Raw genomic sequence first — 19,823 nt, forward strand, 5'->3', positions numbered from 1 at the left:
ACATGGCGGGTTTCGGCGAACCGGGCGTGACGTCCGTGGACGCCGCCGGGCTGACCGTCGGCGTGGTCGCCGCGCGTTGGCACGGCGACCTGACCGACCACATGGTCGACCGGGCGGTCGCCGCCGCGCAGGCGTGCGGGGCCCGCGCGGTGGTGGCCCGGGTGGCCGGCTCGGTGGAGCTGCCCGTGGTGGCCCAGGCGATGGCCCGCCGGTACGACGTGGTGGTCGCCCTCGGCGTGGTGGTCCGCGGGGCGACCGCACACTTCGACTACGTCTGCCGGTCGGTCACCGACGGGCTGACCCGGGTGGCCCTGGACGAGGGGAAGCCGGTCGCGCACGGGGTGCTGACGGTGGAGACGATCGAGCAGGCCCGGGACCGGGCCGGGCTGCCCGGCTCGGCGGAGGACAAGGGCTGGGCGGCGACGGTCGCCGCGCTGGATGCCGCGCTGGCGATCCGCGGCCTGTCCGCGGCCGCCGCCCAGCGGGTCGGCTTCGGCGGCTGACCTCCCCAGCTGATCGTCGTGGCTGACTCCGGGGTGGCGGAGATCGAGTACGCGGACCTGCCCGGGCTGCGGATGGCGTACCGCAGCTGGGGCCCGGCCGACGGGCGGCCGCTGGTCGCGCTGCACGCCGGCCCGGCGGACGGCGCCACCTGGTCCGCGCTGGCCGGCGCGCTCGACGGCGTCCGGACGTACGCCACGGCTGTCCGGGCGCCGTCGGCACGGCGGGGGAAAGATGACGCGCCCGGACCCGGAGCACGTCGTGGATCCGGGCGGCTGGAAGAATCGCATTCCGTGAAGACGTTCGAGGAGTTGTTCGCCGAGCTGCAGGCCAAGGCCGCCGCCGGCACCCCGGGCTCGGGCACGGTCGCCGCGCTCGAGAAGGGGGTGCACTTCATCGGCAAGAAGGTCGTCGAGGAGGCGGCCGAGTCCTGGATGGCCGCCGAGCACGAGGGTCCCGAGCGGGCCGCCGAGGAGATCTCCCAGCTGCTCTACCAGGCCCAGGTGCTGATGCTCGCCACCGGTCTCGAGCTCAAGGACGTCTACCGACATCTTTGACATCCTCCCGGCTCTAAAGGGCCGGGATTCCCACCCTCGCGGGTGAGTGTTCCTGGTTCATCGCACACTGCACGGAAGGTTGCCCTTCGTGTCTGACGTCCGCTCCGCAGGCGTTTTTCGTCTCGGCCAGCCCGGCCGCGACGGCGATGTTCTTGGCGGCGTTGACGTCCCTGTCGTGCAGGGTGCCGCAGTTCGGACACGTCCAACGGCGTGTGCCGAGGGAGAGTGTGGCGAGCAGATGTCCGCACGCCGAGCAGGTCTTCGAGGACGGATACCAGCGGTCCACGACCGCGAGGTGCCGCCCATCCCGGTGCGCCTTGTAGGTCAGCAGTTCGCGGAATTCGGCCCAGCCGGTGCAGGAGATCGCGCGGGCCAGCTTGCGGTTGCCGACCAAGGCGTTGTGCTGATGCCGCAGCGTCTGTTGCAACGGCACCGACGAGACCTCGCCCAGGAACGCCAGATCGGACTGCTTCTTCATCTCGGTCAACGCCCGGTCTGTCTCGGCGTACGAGGTGGACTTTCCTTCGATGTGGTAGCGGGCGTGCCGGGCGGCGAGGGTGCGGTTCCAGACCACGCGCACGCACCCGAACGTTCGGTTCAGCACCGCCGCTTGTTCGGGTGTCGGGTACGCCCGGCACCGGTACGCCGTCCTCACACGGCAGATTTACCAAAAGGGACGATCATGGCTGAAGCGCAGTGGGCCGCCATTCCTCCCCACCTTGAAGGACGGGGCATCCTGGCAGCCTTTCGGTGATTGCCCCCGTCCGCTGATCAACCCGATCGAAGGAGCACTCCCATGCTGCGTGTCGCCATTCCGAACAAGGGCACCCTGGCCGAGCCGGCCGCCGAGATGCTGCGCGAGGCCGGTTACCGGCAGCGCCGCGACCCCAAGGACCTGGCCTGCCGGGACGAGGCCAACGACGTCGAATTCCTCTACCTGCGTCCCCGGGACATCGCCACCTACGTCGGCTCCGGCGACCTGGACCTCGGCATCACCGGCCGGGACCTGCTGGTCGACTCCGGCGCCCCGGCCGAGGAGATCGTCGACCTCGCCTTCGGCGGGGCGACCTTCCGCTTCGCCGCCGGCCCGGACACCATCGACTCGCCCAAGGAGCTGGGCGGGCACCGGATCGCCACCGCGTACCCGGGGGTGGTCCGCCGCTACCTCGACGACAACGGGCTGACCGCGGACGTCATCCGGCTCGACGGCGCGGTGGAGAACGCCGTCCGTCTCGGCGTGGCCGACGTGGTGGCCGACGTGGTCTCCACCGGGGCCACCCTGCGCCAGGCCGGGCTGCAGATCATCGGCGAGCCGCTGCTGGTCTCCTCGGCGGTGCTGGTCCGGCGCGCTGGCGCGCCCGGTTGTGCCCAGGCCGAGCAGCTGCTCCGCCGGCTGCACGGCGTGCTGGTCGCCCGGCGCTACGTGATGCTCGCCTACGACGTGCCGGCCGGCCTGCTCGACCGGGCCAGCTCGCTGACCCCTGGGATCGAGTCGCCGACCGTCTCCCCGCTGCACCGGGAGGGCTGGGTCGCCGTGCAGGCGATGGTGCAGCGCGACGACGTGCACCGGATCATGGACGAGCTCTACGAGCTCGGCGCCCGGGCGATCCTGGTCACCAACATCCACGCCTGCCGGCTGTGAGGCCGCTCCCGCCGTCGGCCGCCCTCGCCATGGTGGTGCTGGGCGGCGCGGCCTCCGCGGCCCAGGGCGTGGTCAACGCCGAGCTGGGCGAGCGCGCCGGCAGCCCGGTGCTCGGCGCGGTGGTCAACAACCTCGGCGGCAGCCTGCTCGTCGTGGTGGGGCTGCTCGCCGTGCCGTCGATGCGCGCCGGGCTGGCCGCGCTGCGCCGGTCCCGGCTGCCCTGGTGGTCGTATCTGGGCGGGCTCGGCGGCGCGGCGATCGTGGTGATCGGCACGTACGTCGTTCCGGTGCTCGGGGTGGCGGTCTTCACCATCGCCCAGGTCGCCGGTGGCAGCGTCGGCGGGCTGGCGGTGGACCGGGCCGGCCTGGCCCCGGTGGGGCGGCTGCCGTTCACCGGGCCCCGGGTGGCCGGGGCGCTGCTCGGCGTCGGCGCGGTGACCCTGGCCCAGCTCGGCCGCCCGGTCGGCGACCTGGCGGTCGGGCTGGTGCTGCTCGCGGTGGCGGGCGGCCTGGCGGTCGCCCTCCAGTCGGCGCTGAACGGGCGGGTCTCCGCCGCCGGCAGCACCGCCGCCGGGATCGCGGTCAACTTCGCCGTCGGCACGCCGGTGATCCTGGCCGTCGCGGCGCTGGTCGGCGCGTTCGCCGCCCGCCCCAGCTGGCCGGGGCAGTGGTGGCTGTACGGGGGCGGCCTGCTCGGCGTCGGCATCGTGCTGTCCCTGCTGGTCGGGGTACGCGCGGTCGGCGTGCTGCGGACCGGCCTGGCGCTGGTCGCCGGGCAGCTCGGTGGCGCGCTCCTGCTGGACGTGCTGCTGCCCGGCGGCGCGGGCGCGCGGCTGCCGGTGCTGGCCGGCGCGGCGCTCACCCTGGTCGCGGTCGTGGTGGCCGGTGGCCGGCGACGCGCCGTGATCCGCGTGGTACCGGACCGGAGCCCGGAGCCGGATGGCAGACTGGTCGGGTGAGCGATTCACTGGTGACCGTGCGGCCGCGGCGGATCCGGCTGGTCTGCTGGGCCTCGGCGGCGACCCTGCTGGTGGTCTTCAGCCTGGTGGCGACCTCGCTGACCGGCCGGACCGGTGACGGCTACGGCACGTTCCAGCGCGGCGACCAGTTGGCCATGATCGGCCTGGGCGTCTTCGGCGCGCTCGGCATCCTGCTCTTCACCCGGCCACGAGTGGTGGCCGACGCCTGGGGCGTCCGGGTCCGCAACGTGATCGGCTCGTACGAGCTGCCCTGGGAGGTCGTCCGGGGGGTCCGGTTCGACCGGGGCGCCCCGTGGGCCAGCCTGGAGCTGCACGACGACGACCTGCTGCCGATGGTCGCCCTGCAGGCGGCCGACAAGGAGCTGGCGGTCGAGGGCGTGCGCGCCCTGCGCCGCCTCCACCAGGCGCACCTGGCCGCCCTCGCCGGCGGCCCCACCGCCCGCTGACGGCGGCCCCGCCGCCCGGGCCCCCGCCCGGCGGCTTCGATCCGCCCCGACGACCCGCCTGAGCTGCGAGCCCGGTTTGGGGATGCCTGCGGCCAGGGTGTAGTGTTGCCGAGTCGACCAGACTGCCCCCGTTTCCGACGTGCGGGCGGTCCTGAAGCGGAGCGCCTGCTCCCACCCGAGTCGCCCCTGACGGTGGCCGGGTCCGGTCACCGGTTCCGGGGACATCCCGGTCCCGGATGCGCGATCATGTGATCGTGCCGACCGGTCGAGCGGGCCCTGGCATGCGCCGGGGCCTTCTGCTTTCCGGGTCGGCTCCCGTCCGGGAGCCCGCGGAGTCGGCACGGTAGGAGACTCGACTCGAGGAGGCCCCATCAGCGTCGAACCACGCGTGAACGAACAGATCCGGGCACGTGAGGTCCGACTGGTCGGCCCTGAGGGTGAGCAGGTGGGCATCGTCCCGCTGGAGCGCGCCCTGCAGCTGGCCGCGGACGTCGACCTGGACCTGGTCGAGGTTGCGCCGATGGCGCGCCCGCCGGTGTGCAAGCTCATGGACTTCGGCAAGTTCAAGTACGAGAGCGCACTCAAGGCGCGCGAAGCGCGGCGTAACCAGCAGCAGACCGTCATCAAGGAGATGAAGCTCCGGCCGAAGATCGACCCGCACGACTACGAGACCAAGAAGGGTCACGTGGTGCGGTTCCTCAAGGCCGGCGACAAGGTCAAGGTGACGATCATGTTCCGCGGTCGCGAGCAGAGCCGCCCGGAGCTGGGTTACCGGCTCCTGCGCCGGCTCGAGTCCGAGATCACGGACCTGGGATATGTCGAGGCCGCTCCGAAGCAGGACGGCCGCAACATGATCATGGTTCTCGCTCCGCACCGGGCCGTGAAGGCCTCCGCGGTCGCCGCCACGGCGTCCCGCGGTGGACCTCGGGAACGGGCCGCGGAGGAGGCCGGTGCTCCGGAGGCCGGCGAGACCCCGGAGGCCGGCGAGACCGCAGCAGCCGGCGAGACCGGCCCGACCGCTGACACCAGCGGCCAGTAACAGGGAGAAGACGTTCCACATGCCGAAGATGAAGAGCCACACGGGTACGGGCAAGCGGGTCAAGGTGACCGGCAGGGGCAAGATCGTTGCCCAGCAGGCCGGCCTCCGCCACAAGCTGGAGAAGAAGTCCTCCACCCACACCCGGCGGCTGACCGGCACGGTCGAGCTGGCCAAGGCCGACGTCAAGCGCATCAAGAAGCTGCTCGGCCGCTGACGCGCGCCACCTGAACCGAAGAAGGAGTTGAGATGGCACGCGTCAAGCGGGCTGTGAACGCCCAGAAGAAGCGTCGTACCCTGTTGGAGACCGCGAGCGGTTACCGCGGTCAGCGCTCCCGCCTGTACCGCAAGGCGAAGGAGCAGGTGCTGCACTCGATGCAGTACGCCTACCGGGACCGTCGCGACCGCAAGGGCGACTTCCGGCAGCTCTGGATCCAGCGGATCAACGCTGGCGCCCGGGCCAACGGCATGACCTACAACCGGCTGATCCAGGGCCTGCGCCTGGCCGGCATCGAGGTCGACCGCAAGATCCTGGCCGACCTGGCCGTCAACGACGCCGCGGCGTTCGCCGCGATCGTCGAGCTGGCCCGCGCCGCCGTGGCGGCCGAGGGCACCGGTGGCGCCGCGGCCCAGGCCGCCTGATCCACCCGCAGCAGATCGAGGCGTCTCCCATGCAGTCACCATCGCGCGGGAGGCGCCTCGACGCTGTCTCCGGCCCGTTCACCCCGCGTACCCCCAGGGTGGTCGCCGCCCGCCGGCTCCAGCGCCGCCGGGACCGCGAGGCCACCGGCCGGTTCCTGGCCGAGGGCCCGCAGGCGGTCCGCGAGGCCCTGGCCCGCGCCGGGACGGTCACCGAGCTGTTCGGCACGCCGGCCGCCCTCGACCGGTACGCCGACCTGGCGGCACAGGCCGCCCGTGCGGACGTACCGGTCTCCGAGGTGACCGAGGAGGGGCTCGCCGCGCTCGCCGAGACCGTCGCCCCGCAGGGCCTGGTCGCCGTCTGCCGGCACCTCGACGTCCCCCTGGACGCCGCCCTGTCCCGGGGCCCGCGGCTGGTCGCGGTGCTCGCCGAGATCCGCGACCCGGGCAACGCCGGCACCGTGCTGCGTACCGCCGACGCGGCCGGCGCCGGGGCGGTGGTCTTCGCCGGCGACGCGGTCGACCCGTACAACGGCAAGTGCGTGCGGGCCTCGGCCGGCAGCCTCTTCCACGTCGACGTGGTCCGCGCCCCCGACCCCCGCCAGGTGGTCGATGCGCTACGGACGGCCGGGCTCTCCGTTTTCGCCACCACCGGTTACGGCGACACCAACCTGGACGATCTGGCCGACGCCGGCCGGCTCGCCGCGCCCACCGCCTGGCTCTTCGGCTCCGAGGCGCACGGGCTGCCCGAGGAACTGGCCGCCGCCGCCGACGCCCGGGTCCGGGTGCCGCTGCACGGGCGCGCCGAGAGCCTGAACCTGGCTGCGGCCGCCGCCGTCTGCCTGTACGCTTCAGCCAGAGCACTGCGTTGACCGTCACCCGGTCGCGCGGTCGTCACAGCAGGGGAGTCGTCCGGATGATGAACGCGCCACGGCGTTCGTTTAGCCAGCCCGCCGGTGTCGGCGGGCGGCGGGCCTGACCCTTCCTCCTGCGCGCAACTCCCACCGGCGGGCTGCGGCACAGCCGCGCGTCCGTAGACTCGCCTAGCCGCCCGTGAGGGCCGGCGCCGCCGTGAGGGAGTGCCCGTACGCCATGAGCTACCGCAACGATCCGTACGACCCGAAGCAGGTCGCCCTGCTCGACCCGGGCGCCCTGGCCGGGGCCGTGGCCGACGCCGAGAAGGCGTTCGCCGCCGCCGCCGACCCGGACGCGTTGGCCGCGCTGCGCCCCGCGCACCTCGGTGACCGGTCCCCGGTCTCCCTGGCGCGGCGGGAGATCGGCGCGCTGCCGCCGGCCGCCAAGTCCGACGCCGGCAAGCGGGTCAACGAGGCCCGCCGCGCCATCGAGGCCGCGTACGCCGCCCGGCAGGAGACCCTGGAGCGCGAGCAGGCCGAGCGGGTGCTGGTCGAGGAGCGGGTCGACGTCACCCTGCCGTACGACCGGCGTCCGCGCGGCGCCCGCCACCCGCTCAGCCTGCTGATGGAGCAGATCAGCGACTTTTTCGTCGGGATGGGCTACGAGGTGGCCGAGGGGCCCGAGGTCGAGCTGGAGTGGACCAACTTCGACGCGCTGAACATCCCCGCCGACCACCCGGCGCGCGGCTTGATGGACACCTTCCACATCGCACCCCCGGACGGGGCGGAGAGCTCCGGGCTGGTGCTGCGCACCCACACCTCGCCGGTGCAGGCGCGCACCATGCTGACCCGTAAGCCGCCGATCTACGTCATCGTGCCCGGCCGGGCCTACCGCACCGACGAGCTGGACGCCACCCACGCCCCCGTTTTCCACCAGGTGGAGGGCCTCGTCGTGGACAAGGGCATCACCATGGCGCACCTGCGCGGCACCCTGGACCACTTCGCCCGGGCGATGTTCGGGCCGGAGGCGAAGACCCGGTGGCGGCCGCACTACTTTCCGTTCACCGAGCCATCGGCCGAGTTCGACGTCTGGTTCCCGGAGCACCGCAGGGGGCCGCAGTGGGTCGAGTGGGGCGGCTGCGGCATGGTCAACCCGCGGGTGCTGCGCGCCTGCGGCATCGACCCGGAGGTCTACTCCGGATTCGCCTTCGGCATGGGCATCGACCGGACGGTGATGTTCCGGCACGGGGTCGGCGACATGCGGGACATGGTCGAGGGGGACGTGCGGTTCACCCGCGCGTTCGGGGCGTAGACGATGCGGGCACGAGTTACGGAGACGGTGGTCTGAGTCATGCGAGTTTCTGTCAGTTGGCTGCGGGAGTACGTCGACCTCCCCGCCGACCTGCCCGTCGGTGACCTGGAGCAGGCGCTGGTCGACCTCGGCATCGAGGTCGAGTCCATCGTGGACCTGCGGGAGACGGTCACCGGTCCGCTGGTGGTCGGCGAGGTCCTGGAGATCGAGGAGCTGACCGGCTTCAAGAAGCCGATCCGGTTCTGTCGCGTCGACGTCGGCGCCGCCAACGGCACCGGCGAGCCGCAGGAGATCGTCTGCGGGGCGACGAACTTCGCCCCGGGCGACAAGGTGGTGGTGATCCTCCCCGGCGGCGTGCTGCCCGGGAACTTCGTCATCGGCGCGCGCAAGACGTACGGGCGCAACTCCAACGGCATGATCTGCTCCGCCAAGGAGCTGGGCCTGGGCGACGACCACTCGGGCATCATCGTGCTGCCCGAGGACACCCCGGCAAAGCCCGGCGACGACGCCCGCCCGGTGGTCGGCCTCGACGACGTGGTGGTCGAGCTGGAGATCACCCCGGACCGCGGCTACGCGCTCAGCGTCCGGGGCATCGCCCGCGAGCTGTCGCACGCCCTCGGCGTGCCGTTCCGCGACCCCGCCCTGGCGACCGCGCCCGGCGCGACCGAGCGGCCGGCGTACCCGGTCGAGGTGCGGGACACCCACGGCTGCGACCGGTTCGCCGCCCGGATGGTCCGCGGCATCGACCCGACCGCGCAGACGCCCGGCTGGATGCAGCAGCGGCTCACCGTGGCCGGCATCCGCAGCATCTCGCTGCCGGTCGACGTCACCAACTACCTGATGCTCGAACTCGGCCAGCCGATGCACGCCTTCGACGCCGACCGGATCAGCGGGCCGCTGGTGGTCCGCCGGGCCGAGCCGGGGGAGAAGCTGACCACCCTGGACGGGGTCACCCGCACCCTGGTCGCCGAGGACATGGTGATCTGCGACGACACCGGGCCCATCTCGCTCGCCGCCGTGATGGGCGGCGAGACCAGCGAGGTGATCGCCTCCACCACCGACGTGCTGTTCGAGGCGGCCCACTGGGACCCGGCGATGGTCGGCCGGACCGCCCGCCGGCACAAGCTGTTCAGCGAGGCGGCGAAGCGCTGGGAGCGGGGCGTCGACCCGGCCCTGCCGCTGGTCGCCCTGGAGCGCGCGGTGCGGCTGCTCACCGAGCACGCCGGCGGCACGGTCGGTGACGAGATCCTCGACATCGACCACGTCCGGCCGCGTACCCCGGTCACCCTGCCGGCGGACCTGCCGTCCCGGCGGGTCGGGGTGGCGTACCCGCCGGAGCGGGTGGTCGAGCTGCTGGAGCAGGTGGGCTGCACCGTGGTCCGGGGCGCCGACCGCCTCGCCGAGGACCCGGGCGAGGTCGGGGTGGCCGCGGGCGGCGGCGACGTGCTCGCCGTCACCCCGCCGACCTGGCGGCCCGACCTCACCGACCCGGCCGACCTGGTCGAGGAGGTGGTCCGCCTCGACGGGTACGACCGGGTGCCGTCGGTGCTGCCGACCGCGCCCGCCGGCCGTGGCCTCACCTGGCAGCAGCAGCGCCGCCGGGCGGTCGCCCGGTCGCTCGCCGAGCGCGGGTACGTCGAGGTCCTCGCGCACCCGTTCGTCTCCCCCGAGCTGGCCGACCAGCTCGGCCTGCCGGGCGACGACCCGCGCCGGGCGGCGGTGCGGGTCGCCAACCCGCTCTCCGAGGAGGAGCCACTGCTGCGCACCACGCTGCTCGGCCCGCTGCTCGGCATCGCGAAGCGCAACATCGGCCGGGGCCTGCGGGACGTGGCGATCTACGAGATCGGCGCGGTCTTCCACCCGCGTCCGGGCGTCGGCGCCCCGCCGGCCATGGGCGTGGACCGGCGGCCGACCGACGAGGAGTTCGCCGCCGCCGACGCGGTGGTGCCGGACCAGCCGCGGCACGTGGCCGTGGTGCTCGCCGGTGAGATCGAGCCGGCCGGCTGGTGGGGCGCGGGTCGGGCGGCCGGCTGGGCGGACGCGGTCGAGGCCGGCCGGGCCGTCCTCGCCGCCGCCGGCATCCCGGCCGACCGGATCACCGTCCGGGCCGCCGGGTACGCCCCCTGGCACCCCGGCCGCTGCGCCGAGCTGCTGGTGGACGACGCGGTGGTCGGGCACGCCGGTGAGCTGCACCCGGCCGTGGTGGCGACGCTGGAGCTGCCCCGCCGGACCAGCGCCATGGAGCTCAACCTGGACGCGCTGCCCGCCGCGCCGGTGGTGACCGGGCCGGCCATGTCCACCTTCCCGCCGGCGCTGATCGACGTGGCGCTGGTGGTGGACGAGTCGGTCCCGACCGCCGAGGTGCAGCGGGCCCTCACCGAGGGGGCCGGCGAGCTGCTGGAGGGCGTCCGGCTCTTCGACGTGTACGCCTCGGAGCAGCTCGGCGCGGGGCGCAAGTCGCTCGCGTACAAGCTGACCTTCCGGGCCCCGGACCGGACGCTGACCGTCGACGAGGCGGTGGCCGCCCGGGACGCGGCGGTCGCCGAGGCGGCCCGCCGCTTCGGTGCCACCCTGCGCGGCGCCTGACCGGTACGGCGCACGGCCCCGATCCGGCACCCCCCGGGTCGGGGCCGGCCACCGCCGTCTCTCGCCGTTCGTGATCCGACTGATGCACAGCGTCACGGATAGGCCGAAAGGTCAGCGGCGACGGCATCTTCGGCTACCCACGGCTCACCTGCGAGCGGTTAGCCTGCTTGGATTCCGGCTATCGCCGGGATCACACCCCCGCCACCCACACGGGAGTCCAGCCATGTCCGAGGATCCGGTTCCCCCGCCCATCTCCGTCGACGTCTGCATCGTCGGCGGCTGCGGTCGGGTCGGTCTGCCGCTGGGCATCGCGTTCGCCTCCCGCGGCCTCTCCGTCGTGCTGTACGACATCAACGCCGACGCGGTCGCCACGGTGAACGCCGGCATCCTGCCCTTCGCGGAGCCGGGCGCCGCCGAGGCGCTCACCGAGGCGGTGACCGCCGGCCGGCTGCGGGCCAGCACCGACCCGGTCAGCGTGGGTGCCGCCGAGCACCTGGTCGTGGTCGTCGGAACCCCGGTCGACGAGCACCTCAACCCGGACCTGGGTGCGGTGCCCCGGGCGCTGGAGCGCTGCGCCGAGCACCTGCGCGACGGTCAGCTGGTGGTGCTGCGCAGCACCGTCTACCCGGGGGTGACGGCGCTGACCGAGAAGCTGCTGGTCGGCAAGGGCATCCGCGCCGACGTGGCGTTCTGCCCGGAGCGGATCGCCGAGGGCCGGGCGATGACGGAGCTGTTCGCGCTGCCGCAGATCGTGGCCGCCCGTACGCCGCACGCCCTCGCCCGCGCCGAGAAGCTCTTCCGGCACCTGACCGAGGAGATCGTGCCGCTCGAGCCGGAGGAGGCCGAGCTGGCGAAGTTGTTCACCAACACCTGGCGGTACATCAAGTTCGCCACCGCGAACCAGTTCTGGATGATGGCCAACGACTTCGGGCTCGACTTCGCCCGGATCCGGCACGCGGTCGCCCACGACTACCCGCGCGCCGCCGACCTGCCGATGCCCGGTTTCGCCGCCGGCCCCTGCCTGTTCAAGGACACCATGCAGCTGGCCGCGTTCAACCGGAACAACTTCGTGCTCGGCCACTCCGCGATGCTGATCAACGAGGGGCTGCCGCTCTACCTGGTGTCCCGGCTGGAGGACCGGTTCGACCTGGCGGACCTTACCGTGGGCATCCTCGGGATGGCCTTCAAGGGCGGCAGCGACGACCCGCGGGAGAGCCTGGCGTACAAGCTGCGCAAGATCCTGGCGTTGAAGACCCGGGAGACGCTCTGCACCGACCCGTACGTCGCCGACGACCGCCTGGTCGACCTGGACGAGGTGCTGCGTCGGGCGGACCTGCTGGTGATCGCCGCCCCGCACGAGCAGTACGCCCGGCTGGAGACCGACCGACCGGTCATCGACATGTGGGGCCTGACCGGGACCGGGGTGCGGGTGTGACGCCGCGGGTGTCGGTGATCGTGCCGGTCTACAACGAGGGCGAGGCGATTCTGCGCTGCCTGGAGCGGATGCTGCGCGAAATGCTGCTTCCGGCCGAGGTGCTGATCGTGCACGACATGCCGGAGGACACCACGGTCCCGTACGTGGAGCAGATCGCCCGCACCGATCCGCGGGTGCGCGCGGTGCTCAACACCTACGGCCGGGGCCCGGCGAACGCCATTCGGTTCGGCATCGACGTGGCCCTCGCCCCGGTCGTGGTGGTGACGATGGCTGACGGCTGCGACGACCCGCGCCAGATCGACGAGCTGGCCCGGCTGGTGGACCGGGGCGTGGTGGTCGCGGCCGCGTCCCGCTACATGCCGGGCGGCCAGCAGGTGGGCGGGCCCCGGCTGAAGCGGATGATGTCCCGCTGGGCCGGGCGCAGCCTCTACACCTTCGCCCGGGTCGGCACCCGGGACGCCACCAACAGCTTCAAGGCCTATGACACGGCGTTTGTCCGCGAGGTGGGGATCGAGTCGCGGACCGGCTTCGAGATCGGGCTCGAGCTGACCGCCAAGGCCAACCGGCTGCGCCTGCCGGTCGCCGAGATTCCCACGATCTGGTTGGACCGGCCGCTCGGGGAGTCCCACTTCGACCTGGGTCGGTTCCTTCCCGGTTACCTGCGCTGGTACCTCTTCGCCTACGGTCGACGGTTGAGCCGGGAGAGGCTGGTGGCCCGGGCTGCCCGCTCGCGGTCGTCCGCGGTGCCGGCACCGCACGAACCGCATGACAGCAGCGAGTACGAGAAGACCGCTTAGGAGCGCACGTGGCGAAAGTCCTGGTAACTGGTTCGGCCGGGTTCATCGGCGGCTACCTGGTGCAGGAGTTGTTGGGCCGGGGCCACGAGGTCGTCGGGATCGACAACTTCTCCAAGTACGGTCCGGTCAGCCACAGCTACGACGACCACCCCCGGTTCCGGTTCGTCGAGGGCGACGCGCGCGACGCGGACCTGCTGACCACGCTGCTGGACGGCTGTGACCACCTGGTCGCGGGCGCGGCGATGATCGGCGGCATCTCCTACTTCCACGCGTACGCCTACGACCTGCTCGCCACCAACGAGCGGATCATGGCGGCCACCTGCGACGCGGCTATCCGCGCTCATCGGGACGGTCGGCTGGCGAAGGTCACCTACCTCTCCTCCTCGATGGTCTTCGAGTCCACGGAGCACTGGCCGAGCAGGGAGGGTGACGAGCGGCGCATCCCACCGCCGCTGTCGTCGTACGGGTTCCAGAAGCTGGCCGTGGAGTACTACGCCCGGGCCGCCTGGGAGCAGTACCAGCTGCCGTACACAATCGTGCGGCCGTTCAACTGCGTCGGCGTGGGGGAGGGGCGCGCGCTGGGCCAGGTCGAGGTGCTCTCCGGCAACGTGAAGCTGGCCATGTCGCACGTGGTGCCCGACCTGGTGCAGAAGATCGTCAAGGGGCAGGACCCGCTGCACATCCTCGGCGAGGGCGACCAGGTGCGGCACTACACCTACGGCGGAGACCTGGCCCGGGGCATCGCCACCGCGGTCGATCACCCCGCCGCCCGCAACGAGGACTTCAACCTCTCCACCGCCGAGTCGACGAGCGTGCTGGAGCTGGCCGAGCTGATCTGGCACAAGATCAAGGGTCCGGACGTGCCGTTCCGGCACGTCTCCGACGAACCCTTCCAGTACGACGTGCAGAAGCGGGTGCCGGACGTGACGAAGTCCCGCGAGGTGCTCGGCTTCGCCGCCACCACGTCGCTGGACGAGATGCTCGACGAGGTCATCCCGTGGGTGACCCGGGCGGTCGAGGAGGGCCGCCTCTGACGGCTGCCCGCTCTTCGTCCCGGACGGCCCGGATCGCCTGAGTGCGATCCGGGCCGTTCGGCGTTCAGATCAGGTGGTCGGGGTCACGCCTTCATTTCCATGCAGTGGAACGCATGAACTTGCACTGGAGGGTGGTTGCGACTAACCTTCTCTGCATAGTCATGCGGAGGTGAGTATGGGCATCCGAGTCGCGGTCGCCGGGGCCAGCGGTTACGCCGGCGGCGAGCTGCTGCGCCTGGTCGCCGGGCACCCGGAGTTCGACCTGGTCGCCGCCACCGCCCACGCGCAGGCCGGCCAGCCCGTCGCCGCCGTACATCCGCAGCTCGCGGGCCTGGACCTGGTGCTCGGGGCGACCGACCCGACCGCCCTGGGCGACGCGGACCTGGTGTTCCTGGCCCTGCCGCACGGCGGGTCGGCGGCCCTGGCCGCGGCCCTGCCCGAGTCGGTCAAGGTGGTCGACCTCGGCGCCGACCACCGGCTGTGCGACGCCGACGCCTGGGCCCGGTACTACGGCGGCCCGTACGCCGGCGTGTGGACCTACGGCCTGCCCGAGCTGCCCGGCCAGCGGGCCGCCATCACCGCCGCGAGCCGGGTGGCCAGCACCGGCTGCTACGCGGTGGCCACCATCCTGGCCCTCGCGCCGCTGATCGCCGCGGGCGCGGTCCTCCCCACCGACGTGGTGGTGGTCGCCGCCTCCGGCACCTCCGGCGCCGGCCGGGCCGCCAAGGCCCACCTGCTCGGCAGCGAGGTGATGGGCGACCTGTCGCCCTACAAGGTCGGCGCCCACCAGCACGTGCCGGAGATCAAGCAGGCCACCGGCGCGACCAGCCTCTCCTTCACCCCGGTGCTCGCCCCCATGCCGCGCGGCATCCTCGCCACGGTCACCGCCGTGCCCACCGGCGACGCCGACCCGCGCGAGGTGCTCACCGCGGCGTACGCGGACGCCCCCTTCGTGCATGTGCTGCCCGAGGGGGCCTGGCCGCACACCGCCGCCACCGCCGGCGCGAACTCCTGCCACCTCCAGGCCACGGTCGACGTCGACTCCGGCCGGGTGATCGTGGTCAGCGCCATCGACAACCTCGGCAAGGGCGCCGCCGGCCAGGCCGTGCAGAACGCCAACCTCATGTTCGGCCTCCCCGAGACCGCCGGCCTCTCGACCTTCGGAGTGGCGCCGTGACCGTCACCACCCCCCGGGGCTTCCGGGCCGCCGGGGTCGCCGCCGGGCTCAAGACCAGCGGCGCCACCGACCTCGCCCTCGTCGTCAACGACGGCCCCGACGCCGGGATCGCCGGCGTCTTCACCGCCAACCGGGTCAAGGCCGCGCCGGTGCGCTGGAGCCAGCAGGTGGTCCGGGGCGGCGTGGTCCGCGCCGTGGTGCTCAACTCCGGCGGCGCCAACGCCTGCACCGGCCCGGCCGGCTTCCAGGACACCCACGCCACCGCCGAGCACACCGCCGCCGCGCTCACCTCCAGCAGCAACCGGCTGATCCTCGGCGCCGGCGAGGTGGCGGTCTGCTCCACCGGCCTGATCGGCGAGCGGCTGCCGATGCAGAAGCTCCTCCCCGGCGTGCGCGCCGCCATCCGCGGCCTCGCCCGCGACGGCGGTGCGGCGGCGGCCGAGGCGATCATGACCACCGACACCCGGCCGAAGACCACCGTTGCCAAGGGCAGCGGCTGGACCGTCGGCGGCATGGCCAAGGGCGCCGGGATGCTCGCCCCGGCCATGGCCACCATGCTCTGCGTCATCACCACCGACGCGGTGGCCGGGCCGGAGGCCCTCGACGCCGCGCTGCGCGCCGCCACCCGGGTCACCTTCGACCGGATCGATTCCGACGGCTGCATGTCCACCAACGACACGGTGCTGCTGCTGGCCAGCGGCGCGTCCGGCATCGAGCCGACCGGGGCCGAGCTGACCGCCGCGGTCACCGCCGCCTGCCACGACCTGGCCCAGCAGCTCATCGCCGACGCCGAGGGCGCCACCAAGCAGATCGCGATCGACGTGGTGGGCGCCGCCGACGAGGAAGACGCGGTCGAGGTGGGCCGCTCGGTGGCCCGCAACAACCTGGTCAAGACCGCGCTCTTCGGCAACGACCCGAACTGGGGCCGGATCCTCGCGGCCGTCGGCACCACCTCGGCCGCGTTCGAGCCGGACGGCGTGGACGTCGCGGTCAACGGCGTCTGGGTGTGCCGCTCCGGCGCCGCCGCCGAGGACCGGTCCAAGGTGGACCTGAGCGGGCGGGACGTCACCATCCGGATCGACCTGCACGCCGGCGACGCGGCGGCGACGATCTGGACCAACGACCTGTCGCACGCGTACGTGCACGAGAACTCGGCGTACTCGACATGAGCCTCTCCGCGGACCTCACCCGGGCCCAGGCCAAGGCCGAGACGCTGATCGAGGCCCTGCCCTGGCTGGCGAACTTCTCCGGCGCGACCGTCGTGGTCAAGTACGGCGGCAACGCCATGGTCGACCCCGCACTCCAGCGCGCCTTCGCCGCCGACATGGTCTTCCTCCGGTACGCCGGCCTCAAGCCGGTCGTCGTGCACGGCGGCGGGCCGCAGATCTCCGCGATGCTCGGCCGGCTCGGCATCGCCAGCGAGTTCAAGGGCGGCCTGCGGGTCACCACCCCGGAGGCGATGGACGTCGTCCGGATGGTGCTGGTGGGCCAGGTCGGCCGGGAGCTGGTCGGCCTGATCAACGCGTACGGCCCGTGCGCCGTCGGCCTCTCCGGCGAGGACGCCGGGCTCTTCACCGCCGTGCGCCGCCCGGCGTACGTCGACGGCGAGCCGGTCGACGTCGGGCAGGTCGGCGACGTGGAGTCGGTGGACATCTCCGCGGTGGCCGACCTGATCGGCGCCGGTCGGATCCCGGTGATCTCCACCGTCGCGCCGGACGTCGACGGGGTGCTGCACAACCTCAACGCCGACACCGCCGCCGCCGCCCTCGCGGTCGCCCTCGACGCCCGCAAGCTGGTCGTCCTCACCGACGTCCCCGGCCTGTACGCGGACTGGCCGGACACCGGCAGCCTGGTCAGCGAGATCAGCATCGACGACCTGGCCAAGCTGCTGCCGTCCCTGGAGTCGGGGATGGTCCCGAAGATGGAGGCCTGCCTGCGGGCGGTGCGCGGCGGAGTGCCCGCCGCGCACGTCGTCGACGGCCGGGTCGCCCACTCCACGCTGCTCGAAGTGTTCACGTCGGAAGGATTCGGCACGATGGTGACTCCGTCATGAGCACGCTGGTGGAACGCTGGGGCCAGTCCATGATGGACAACTACGGCACCCCGCCGCTGGCGCTGGTCTCCGGCACCGGTGCGGTGGTCACCGACGAGGCCGGCCGGGAGTACGTCGACCTGCTCGGCGGCATCGCGGTCAACGCCCTCGGCCACGCCCACCCGGCCGTGGTGGCCGCCGTCTCCAAGCAGGTCGCCACCCTCGGCCACGTCTCCAACCTCTTCGTCGCCGAGCCGCCGGTGGCCCTGGCCGAACTGCTGCTGGCCCTGGCCGGCCGCCCCGGCCGGGTCTTCTTCGCCAACTCCGGCGCCGAGGCGAACGAGGCCGCGTTCAAGCTCTCCCGGCTCACCGGCCGCACCCACGTAGTCGCCGCGCGGGGCGGCTTCCACGGCCGCACCATGGGGGCGCTGGCGCTCACCGGCCAACCGGCCAAGGTCGACCCGTTCCGCCCGCTCCCCGGCGACGTCACCCACGTGGCGTACGGCGACGTGGCGGAGCTGGAGGCGGCCGTGACCGACGCGACCGCGATGGTGATCCTGGAGCCGGTCCAGGGCGAGAACGGCGTGGTGGTCCCGCCCGCCGGCTACCTCGCGGCGGCCCGGCGGATCACCGCCCGGCACGGCGCGCTGCTGGTGCTCGACGAGGTGCAGACCGGCGTCGGCCGGACCGGGCACTGGTTCGCCCACCAGGCCGAGGGCGTCGAGCCGGACATCGTCACCCTGGCCAAGGGCCTCGGCGGCGGCCTGCCGATCGGCGCCTGCCTGGCCTTCGGGCGGGCCGCCGAGCTGCTCGGTCCCGGCACGCACGGCACCACCTTCGGCGGCAACCCGGTCAGCAGCGCCGCCGCCCTCGCCGTGATCGCCACCATCGCCAACGAGGGGCTGCTCGACCACGTCAAGCGGGTCGGCGAGCGGCTGCGCCGGGGGATCGAAGCGCTCGGTCACCCGCTGGTGGCCGAGGTGCGCGGGGCCGGGCTGCTGCTGGGCGTCGTGCTCACCGAGCCGGTCTCCGGCGCGGCGGCGACCGCGCTGCGCGAGGCGGGCTTCCTGGTCAACCCGGTGCAGCCCGGCGTGGTCCGGCTCGCCCCACCGCTGATCCTCACCGCGGCGCAGGCCGACGCCTTCCTCGCCGCCCTCCCGGCGGCGCTCGACGCGGCGGCCCCGTCCGCTCCGGTTCTCGACGGCACCCCGGAGGGGCCGGCAGCGGCCACGATCCCGACACCGACTCCGACGACCGCGACCAGCACGGAGGTCAGCGCATGATCCGGCACTTCCTGCGGGACGACGACCTGACCCCGGCCGAACAGGCGACGGTGCTCGACCTGGCCGCCCGGATGAAGGCCGACCGGTTCGCGTACCAGCCCCTCGCCGGGCCGCGCTCGGTGGCGGTGCTCTTCGACAAGCAGAGCCTGCGCACCAGGATCTCCTTCGACGCCGGCATCGCCGAACTGGGCGGCCACCCGCTCGTGGTGGACACCCAGGTCACCCACTTCGGCCGGGGCGAGACCCTCGCCGACGCCGGCCGGGTGCTCTCCCGGTACGTCGCCGCGATCGTGCTGCGCACCCACGGCGACGACCGGATCGCCGAGGTCGCCTCGCACGCCACCGTGCCGGTGGTCAACGCGCTCACCGACGACTACCACCCCTGCCAGCTCCTCGCCGACCTGCTCACCGTCCGCGAACGGTTCGGCGCCGTCGCCGGCCGGACCCTGGCGTACGTGGGGGACGCGGCCAACAACATGGCCCACTCGTACCTGCTGGCCGGGGCCACCGCCGGGATGCACATCCGGATCGCCGGCCCGGTCGGCTTCCAGCCCGATACCGAGATCGTGGCCCGGGCCGAGAAGATCGCCGCCGGCACCGGCGGCTCGGTGCGGGTGCTCACCGACCCGGTCGAGGCGGCCCGCGGGGCCGACGTGCTGGCCACCGACAGCTGGACCTCGATGGGCCAGGAGGACGACGGGCTGGACCGGATCACCCCGTTCCTGCCGTACCAGATCAACGCCGCGCTGCTCGGCCACGCCGGGCGGGACGCGATCGTGCTGCACTGCCTGCCCGCCCACCGGGGCGAGGAGATCACCGACGAGGTCCTCGACGGGCCGCGGAGCGCGGTCTTCGACCAGGCGGAGAATCGCCTGCACGCCCAGAAGGCGCTGCTGACGTTTCTCCTGGAGGCATCCGGGAGCGCGAGGAGTGAGCTTGCGAGCCCCGCAGTCGCGACCAAGGAGGCCCCGACATCATGACCGCCCCGCTGACCCGCGCCGCGCGGCACGCCCGCATCGTCGAGCTGATCCGCGACAAGGCGATCCACTCGCAGACCGAGCTGGCCGACCGGCTCGCCGGCGACGGCATCCAGGTCACCCAGGCCACCCTCTCCCGGGACCTCAAGGAGCTGGGTGCGGTCACCGCGCGGGGTGGCGACGGGCGGGGCGTCTACGTGATCCCCGAGGACGGCCAGCGGCCGCTGCGCGAGGCTGAGGCCGCCCCGGCCCGGCTCGTCCGGCTGCTGCGCGAGCTGCTCAACGGGGTCGACTCCAGCGGCAACATCGCCGTGCTGCGTACCCCGCCGGGCGCAGCCCACTACCTGGCCAGCGCGTTGGACCGAGCGGGCCTGCCCGAGATCGTCGGCACCATCGCGGGCGACGACACCATCCTCGTCGTCGCCCGCGAGGCCGTCGGCGGCGCCGCGTTGGGCGACAAGCTCGCCGGGTGGGCGCGCCGGGAAGAAAACGTTGAAGGGAGCACCACACCTTGACCTGCTCCCCTCGTTGCAGC

Annotated in this window: 21 protein-coding genes and 1 pseudogene; 20 read left to right on the forward strand and 2 right to left on the reverse strand. The window is 73.3% G+C overall.

Annotated elements, in window-relative coordinates:
• Positions 1 to 2: 2 nt before the first annotated feature.
• Together ribH and ACTWO6_RS12810 are read left to right on the forward strand one after the other, a co-directional pair.
• Complete coding sequence (gene ribH / locus ACTWO6_RS12805) at positions 3 to 503, forward strand: 6,7-dimethyl-8-ribityllumazine synthase (protein WP_446219845.1); 501 nt, start codon at positions 3 to 5, stop codon at positions 501 to 503.
• A 291-nt stretch (positions 504 to 794) separates the two neighbouring features.
• Positions 795 to 1,058, forward strand: a complete 264-nt coding sequence (locus tag ACTWO6_RS12810) for a phosphoribosyl-ATP diphosphatase (RefSeq protein WP_036375234.1) — start codon at positions 795 to 797, stop codon at positions 1,056 to 1,058.
• Positions 1,059 to 1,071: 13 nt separating this feature from the next.
• Here the strand turns inward: ACTWO6_RS12810 and ACTWO6_RS12815 are convergent, their stop codons facing one another.
• The gene (locus tag ACTWO6_RS12815; RefSeq protein ID WP_446220643.1) at positions 1,072 to 1,638 is read right to left on the reverse strand and encodes an RNA-guided endonuclease TnpB family protein; all 567 of its coding nucleotides are present in this window, start codon (positions 1,636 to 1,638) and stop codon (positions 1,072 to 1,074) included.
• Positions 1,639 to 1,713: pseudogene (locus ACTWO6_RS12820) on the reverse strand (helix-turn-helix domain-containing protein); the annotation flags it as partial.
• A gap of 141 nt (positions 1,714 to 1,854) precedes the next feature.
• On the opposite strand from ACTWO6_RS12820, the gene hisG reads away from it, so the two are divergent.
• From hisG to ACTWO6_RS12910, 18 genes are all read left to right on the forward strand, one after another.
• Positions 1,855 to 2,700, forward strand: coding sequence for an ATP phosphoribosyltransferase (gene hisG / locus ACTWO6_RS12825; RefSeq protein WP_446219846.1), 846 nt, complete (start codon positions 1,855 to 1,857; stop codon positions 2,698 to 2,700).
• The gene (locus ACTWO6_RS12830) at positions 2,697 to 3,659 is read left to right on the forward strand and encodes a DMT family transporter (protein ID WP_446219847.1); all 963 of its coding nucleotides are present in this window, start codon (positions 2,697 to 2,699) and stop codon (positions 3,657 to 3,659) included. Before hisG ends, ACTWO6_RS12830 begins: the two co-directional genes overlap by 4 nt.
• Complete coding sequence (locus ACTWO6_RS12835; RefSeq protein ID WP_446219848.1) at positions 3,656 to 4,126, forward strand: PH domain-containing protein; 471 nt, start codon at positions 3,656 to 3,658, stop codon at positions 4,124 to 4,126. Before ACTWO6_RS12830 ends, ACTWO6_RS12835 begins: the two co-directional genes overlap by 4 nt.
• Before the next feature lie 388 nt (positions 4,127 to 4,514).
• The gene (gene infC / locus ACTWO6_RS12840; protein ID WP_089015062.1) at positions 4,515 to 5,165 is read left to right on the forward strand and encodes a translation initiation factor IF-3; all 651 of its coding nucleotides are present in this window, start codon (positions 4,515 to 4,517) and stop codon (positions 5,163 to 5,165) included.
• Between the two features lie 19 nt (positions 5,166 to 5,184).
• The gene (rpmI, locus tag ACTWO6_RS12845; RefSeq protein ID WP_089015061.1) at positions 5,185 to 5,379 is read left to right on the forward strand and encodes a 50S ribosomal protein L35; all 195 of its coding nucleotides are present in this window, start codon (positions 5,185 to 5,187) and stop codon (positions 5,377 to 5,379) included.
• 32 nt (positions 5,380 to 5,411) lie between these two features.
• A complete protein-coding gene (gene rplT / locus ACTWO6_RS12850) occupies positions 5,412 to 5,804 on the forward strand; it encodes a 50S ribosomal protein L20 (RefSeq protein WP_030335718.1) in 393 nt (130 codons plus the stop codon).
• Between the two features lie 29 nt (positions 5,805 to 5,833).
• Complete coding sequence (locus ACTWO6_RS12855; RefSeq protein ID WP_446219849.1) at positions 5,834 to 6,673, forward strand: TrmH family RNA methyltransferase; 840 nt, start codon at positions 5,834 to 5,836, stop codon at positions 6,671 to 6,673.
• A gap of 220 nt (positions 6,674 to 6,893) precedes the next feature.
• Positions 6,894 to 7,967, forward strand: a complete 1,074-nt coding sequence (pheS, locus tag ACTWO6_RS12860) for a phenylalanine--tRNA ligase subunit alpha (RefSeq protein WP_446219850.1) — start codon at positions 6,894 to 6,896, stop codon at positions 7,965 to 7,967.
• A gap of 39 nt (positions 7,968 to 8,006) precedes the next feature.
• The gene (gene pheT, locus ACTWO6_RS12865; RefSeq protein ID WP_446219851.1) at positions 8,007 to 10,553 is read left to right on the forward strand and encodes a phenylalanine--tRNA ligase subunit beta; all 2,547 of its coding nucleotides are present in this window, start codon (positions 8,007 to 8,009) and stop codon (positions 10,551 to 10,553) included.
• A 223-nt stretch (positions 10,554 to 10,776) separates the two neighbouring features.
• On the forward strand, positions 10,777 to 11,988 hold the full coding sequence (locus ACTWO6_RS12870; protein ID WP_446219852.1) for a nucleotide sugar dehydrogenase: 1,212 nt from the start codon (positions 10,777 to 10,779) through the stop codon (positions 11,986 to 11,988).
• Entirely contained in the window at positions 11,985 to 12,785 is an 801-nt protein-coding gene (locus ACTWO6_RS12875) for a glycosyltransferase family 2 protein (protein ID WP_446219853.1), read from the forward strand. Before ACTWO6_RS12870 ends, ACTWO6_RS12875 begins: the two co-directional genes overlap by 4 nt.
• 8 nt (positions 12,786 to 12,793) lie before the next feature.
• Complete coding sequence (locus ACTWO6_RS12880) at positions 12,794 to 13,819, forward strand: NAD-dependent epimerase/dehydratase family protein (protein ID WP_446219854.1); 1,026 nt, start codon at positions 12,794 to 12,796, stop codon at positions 13,817 to 13,819.
• 175 nt (positions 13,820 to 13,994) lie between these two features.
• Positions 13,995 to 14,996, forward strand: coding sequence for an N-acetyl-gamma-glutamyl-phosphate reductase (argC, locus tag ACTWO6_RS12885; protein ID WP_446219855.1), 1,002 nt, complete (start codon positions 13,995 to 13,997; stop codon positions 14,994 to 14,996).
• Positions 14,993 to 16,165 (forward strand): bifunctional glutamate N-acetyltransferase/amino-acid acetyltransferase ArgJ, encoded by a 1,173-nt coding sequence (gene argJ, locus ACTWO6_RS12890; RefSeq protein WP_446219856.1) that lies wholly within the window; start codon positions 14,993 to 14,995, stop codon positions 16,163 to 16,165. The genes argC and argJ overlap by 4 nt, the downstream gene beginning before the upstream one ends.
• A complete protein-coding gene (gene argB, locus ACTWO6_RS12895) occupies positions 16,162 to 17,049 on the forward strand; it encodes an acetylglutamate kinase (RefSeq protein WP_446219857.1) in 888 nt (295 codons plus the stop codon). The genes argJ and argB overlap by 4 nt, the downstream gene beginning before the upstream one ends.
• Entirely contained in the window at positions 17,046 to 18,311 is a 1,266-nt protein-coding gene (locus ACTWO6_RS12900) for an acetylornithine transaminase (RefSeq protein WP_446219858.1), read from the forward strand. Before argB ends, ACTWO6_RS12900 begins: the two co-directional genes overlap by 4 nt.
• Entirely contained in the window at positions 18,308 to 19,291 is a 984-nt protein-coding gene (gene argF / locus ACTWO6_RS12905; protein ID WP_446219859.1) for an ornithine carbamoyltransferase, read from the forward strand. Before ACTWO6_RS12900 ends, argF begins: the two co-directional genes overlap by 4 nt.
• The gene (locus ACTWO6_RS12910) at positions 19,288 to 19,803 is read left to right on the forward strand and encodes an arginine repressor (RefSeq protein WP_446219860.1); all 516 of its coding nucleotides are present in this window, start codon (positions 19,288 to 19,290) and stop codon (positions 19,801 to 19,803) included. Before argF ends, ACTWO6_RS12910 begins: the two co-directional genes overlap by 4 nt.
• Positions 19,804 to 19,823: the final 20 nt, after the last annotated feature.

Source organism: Micromonospora sp. IBHARD004, from assembly GCF_052814115.1.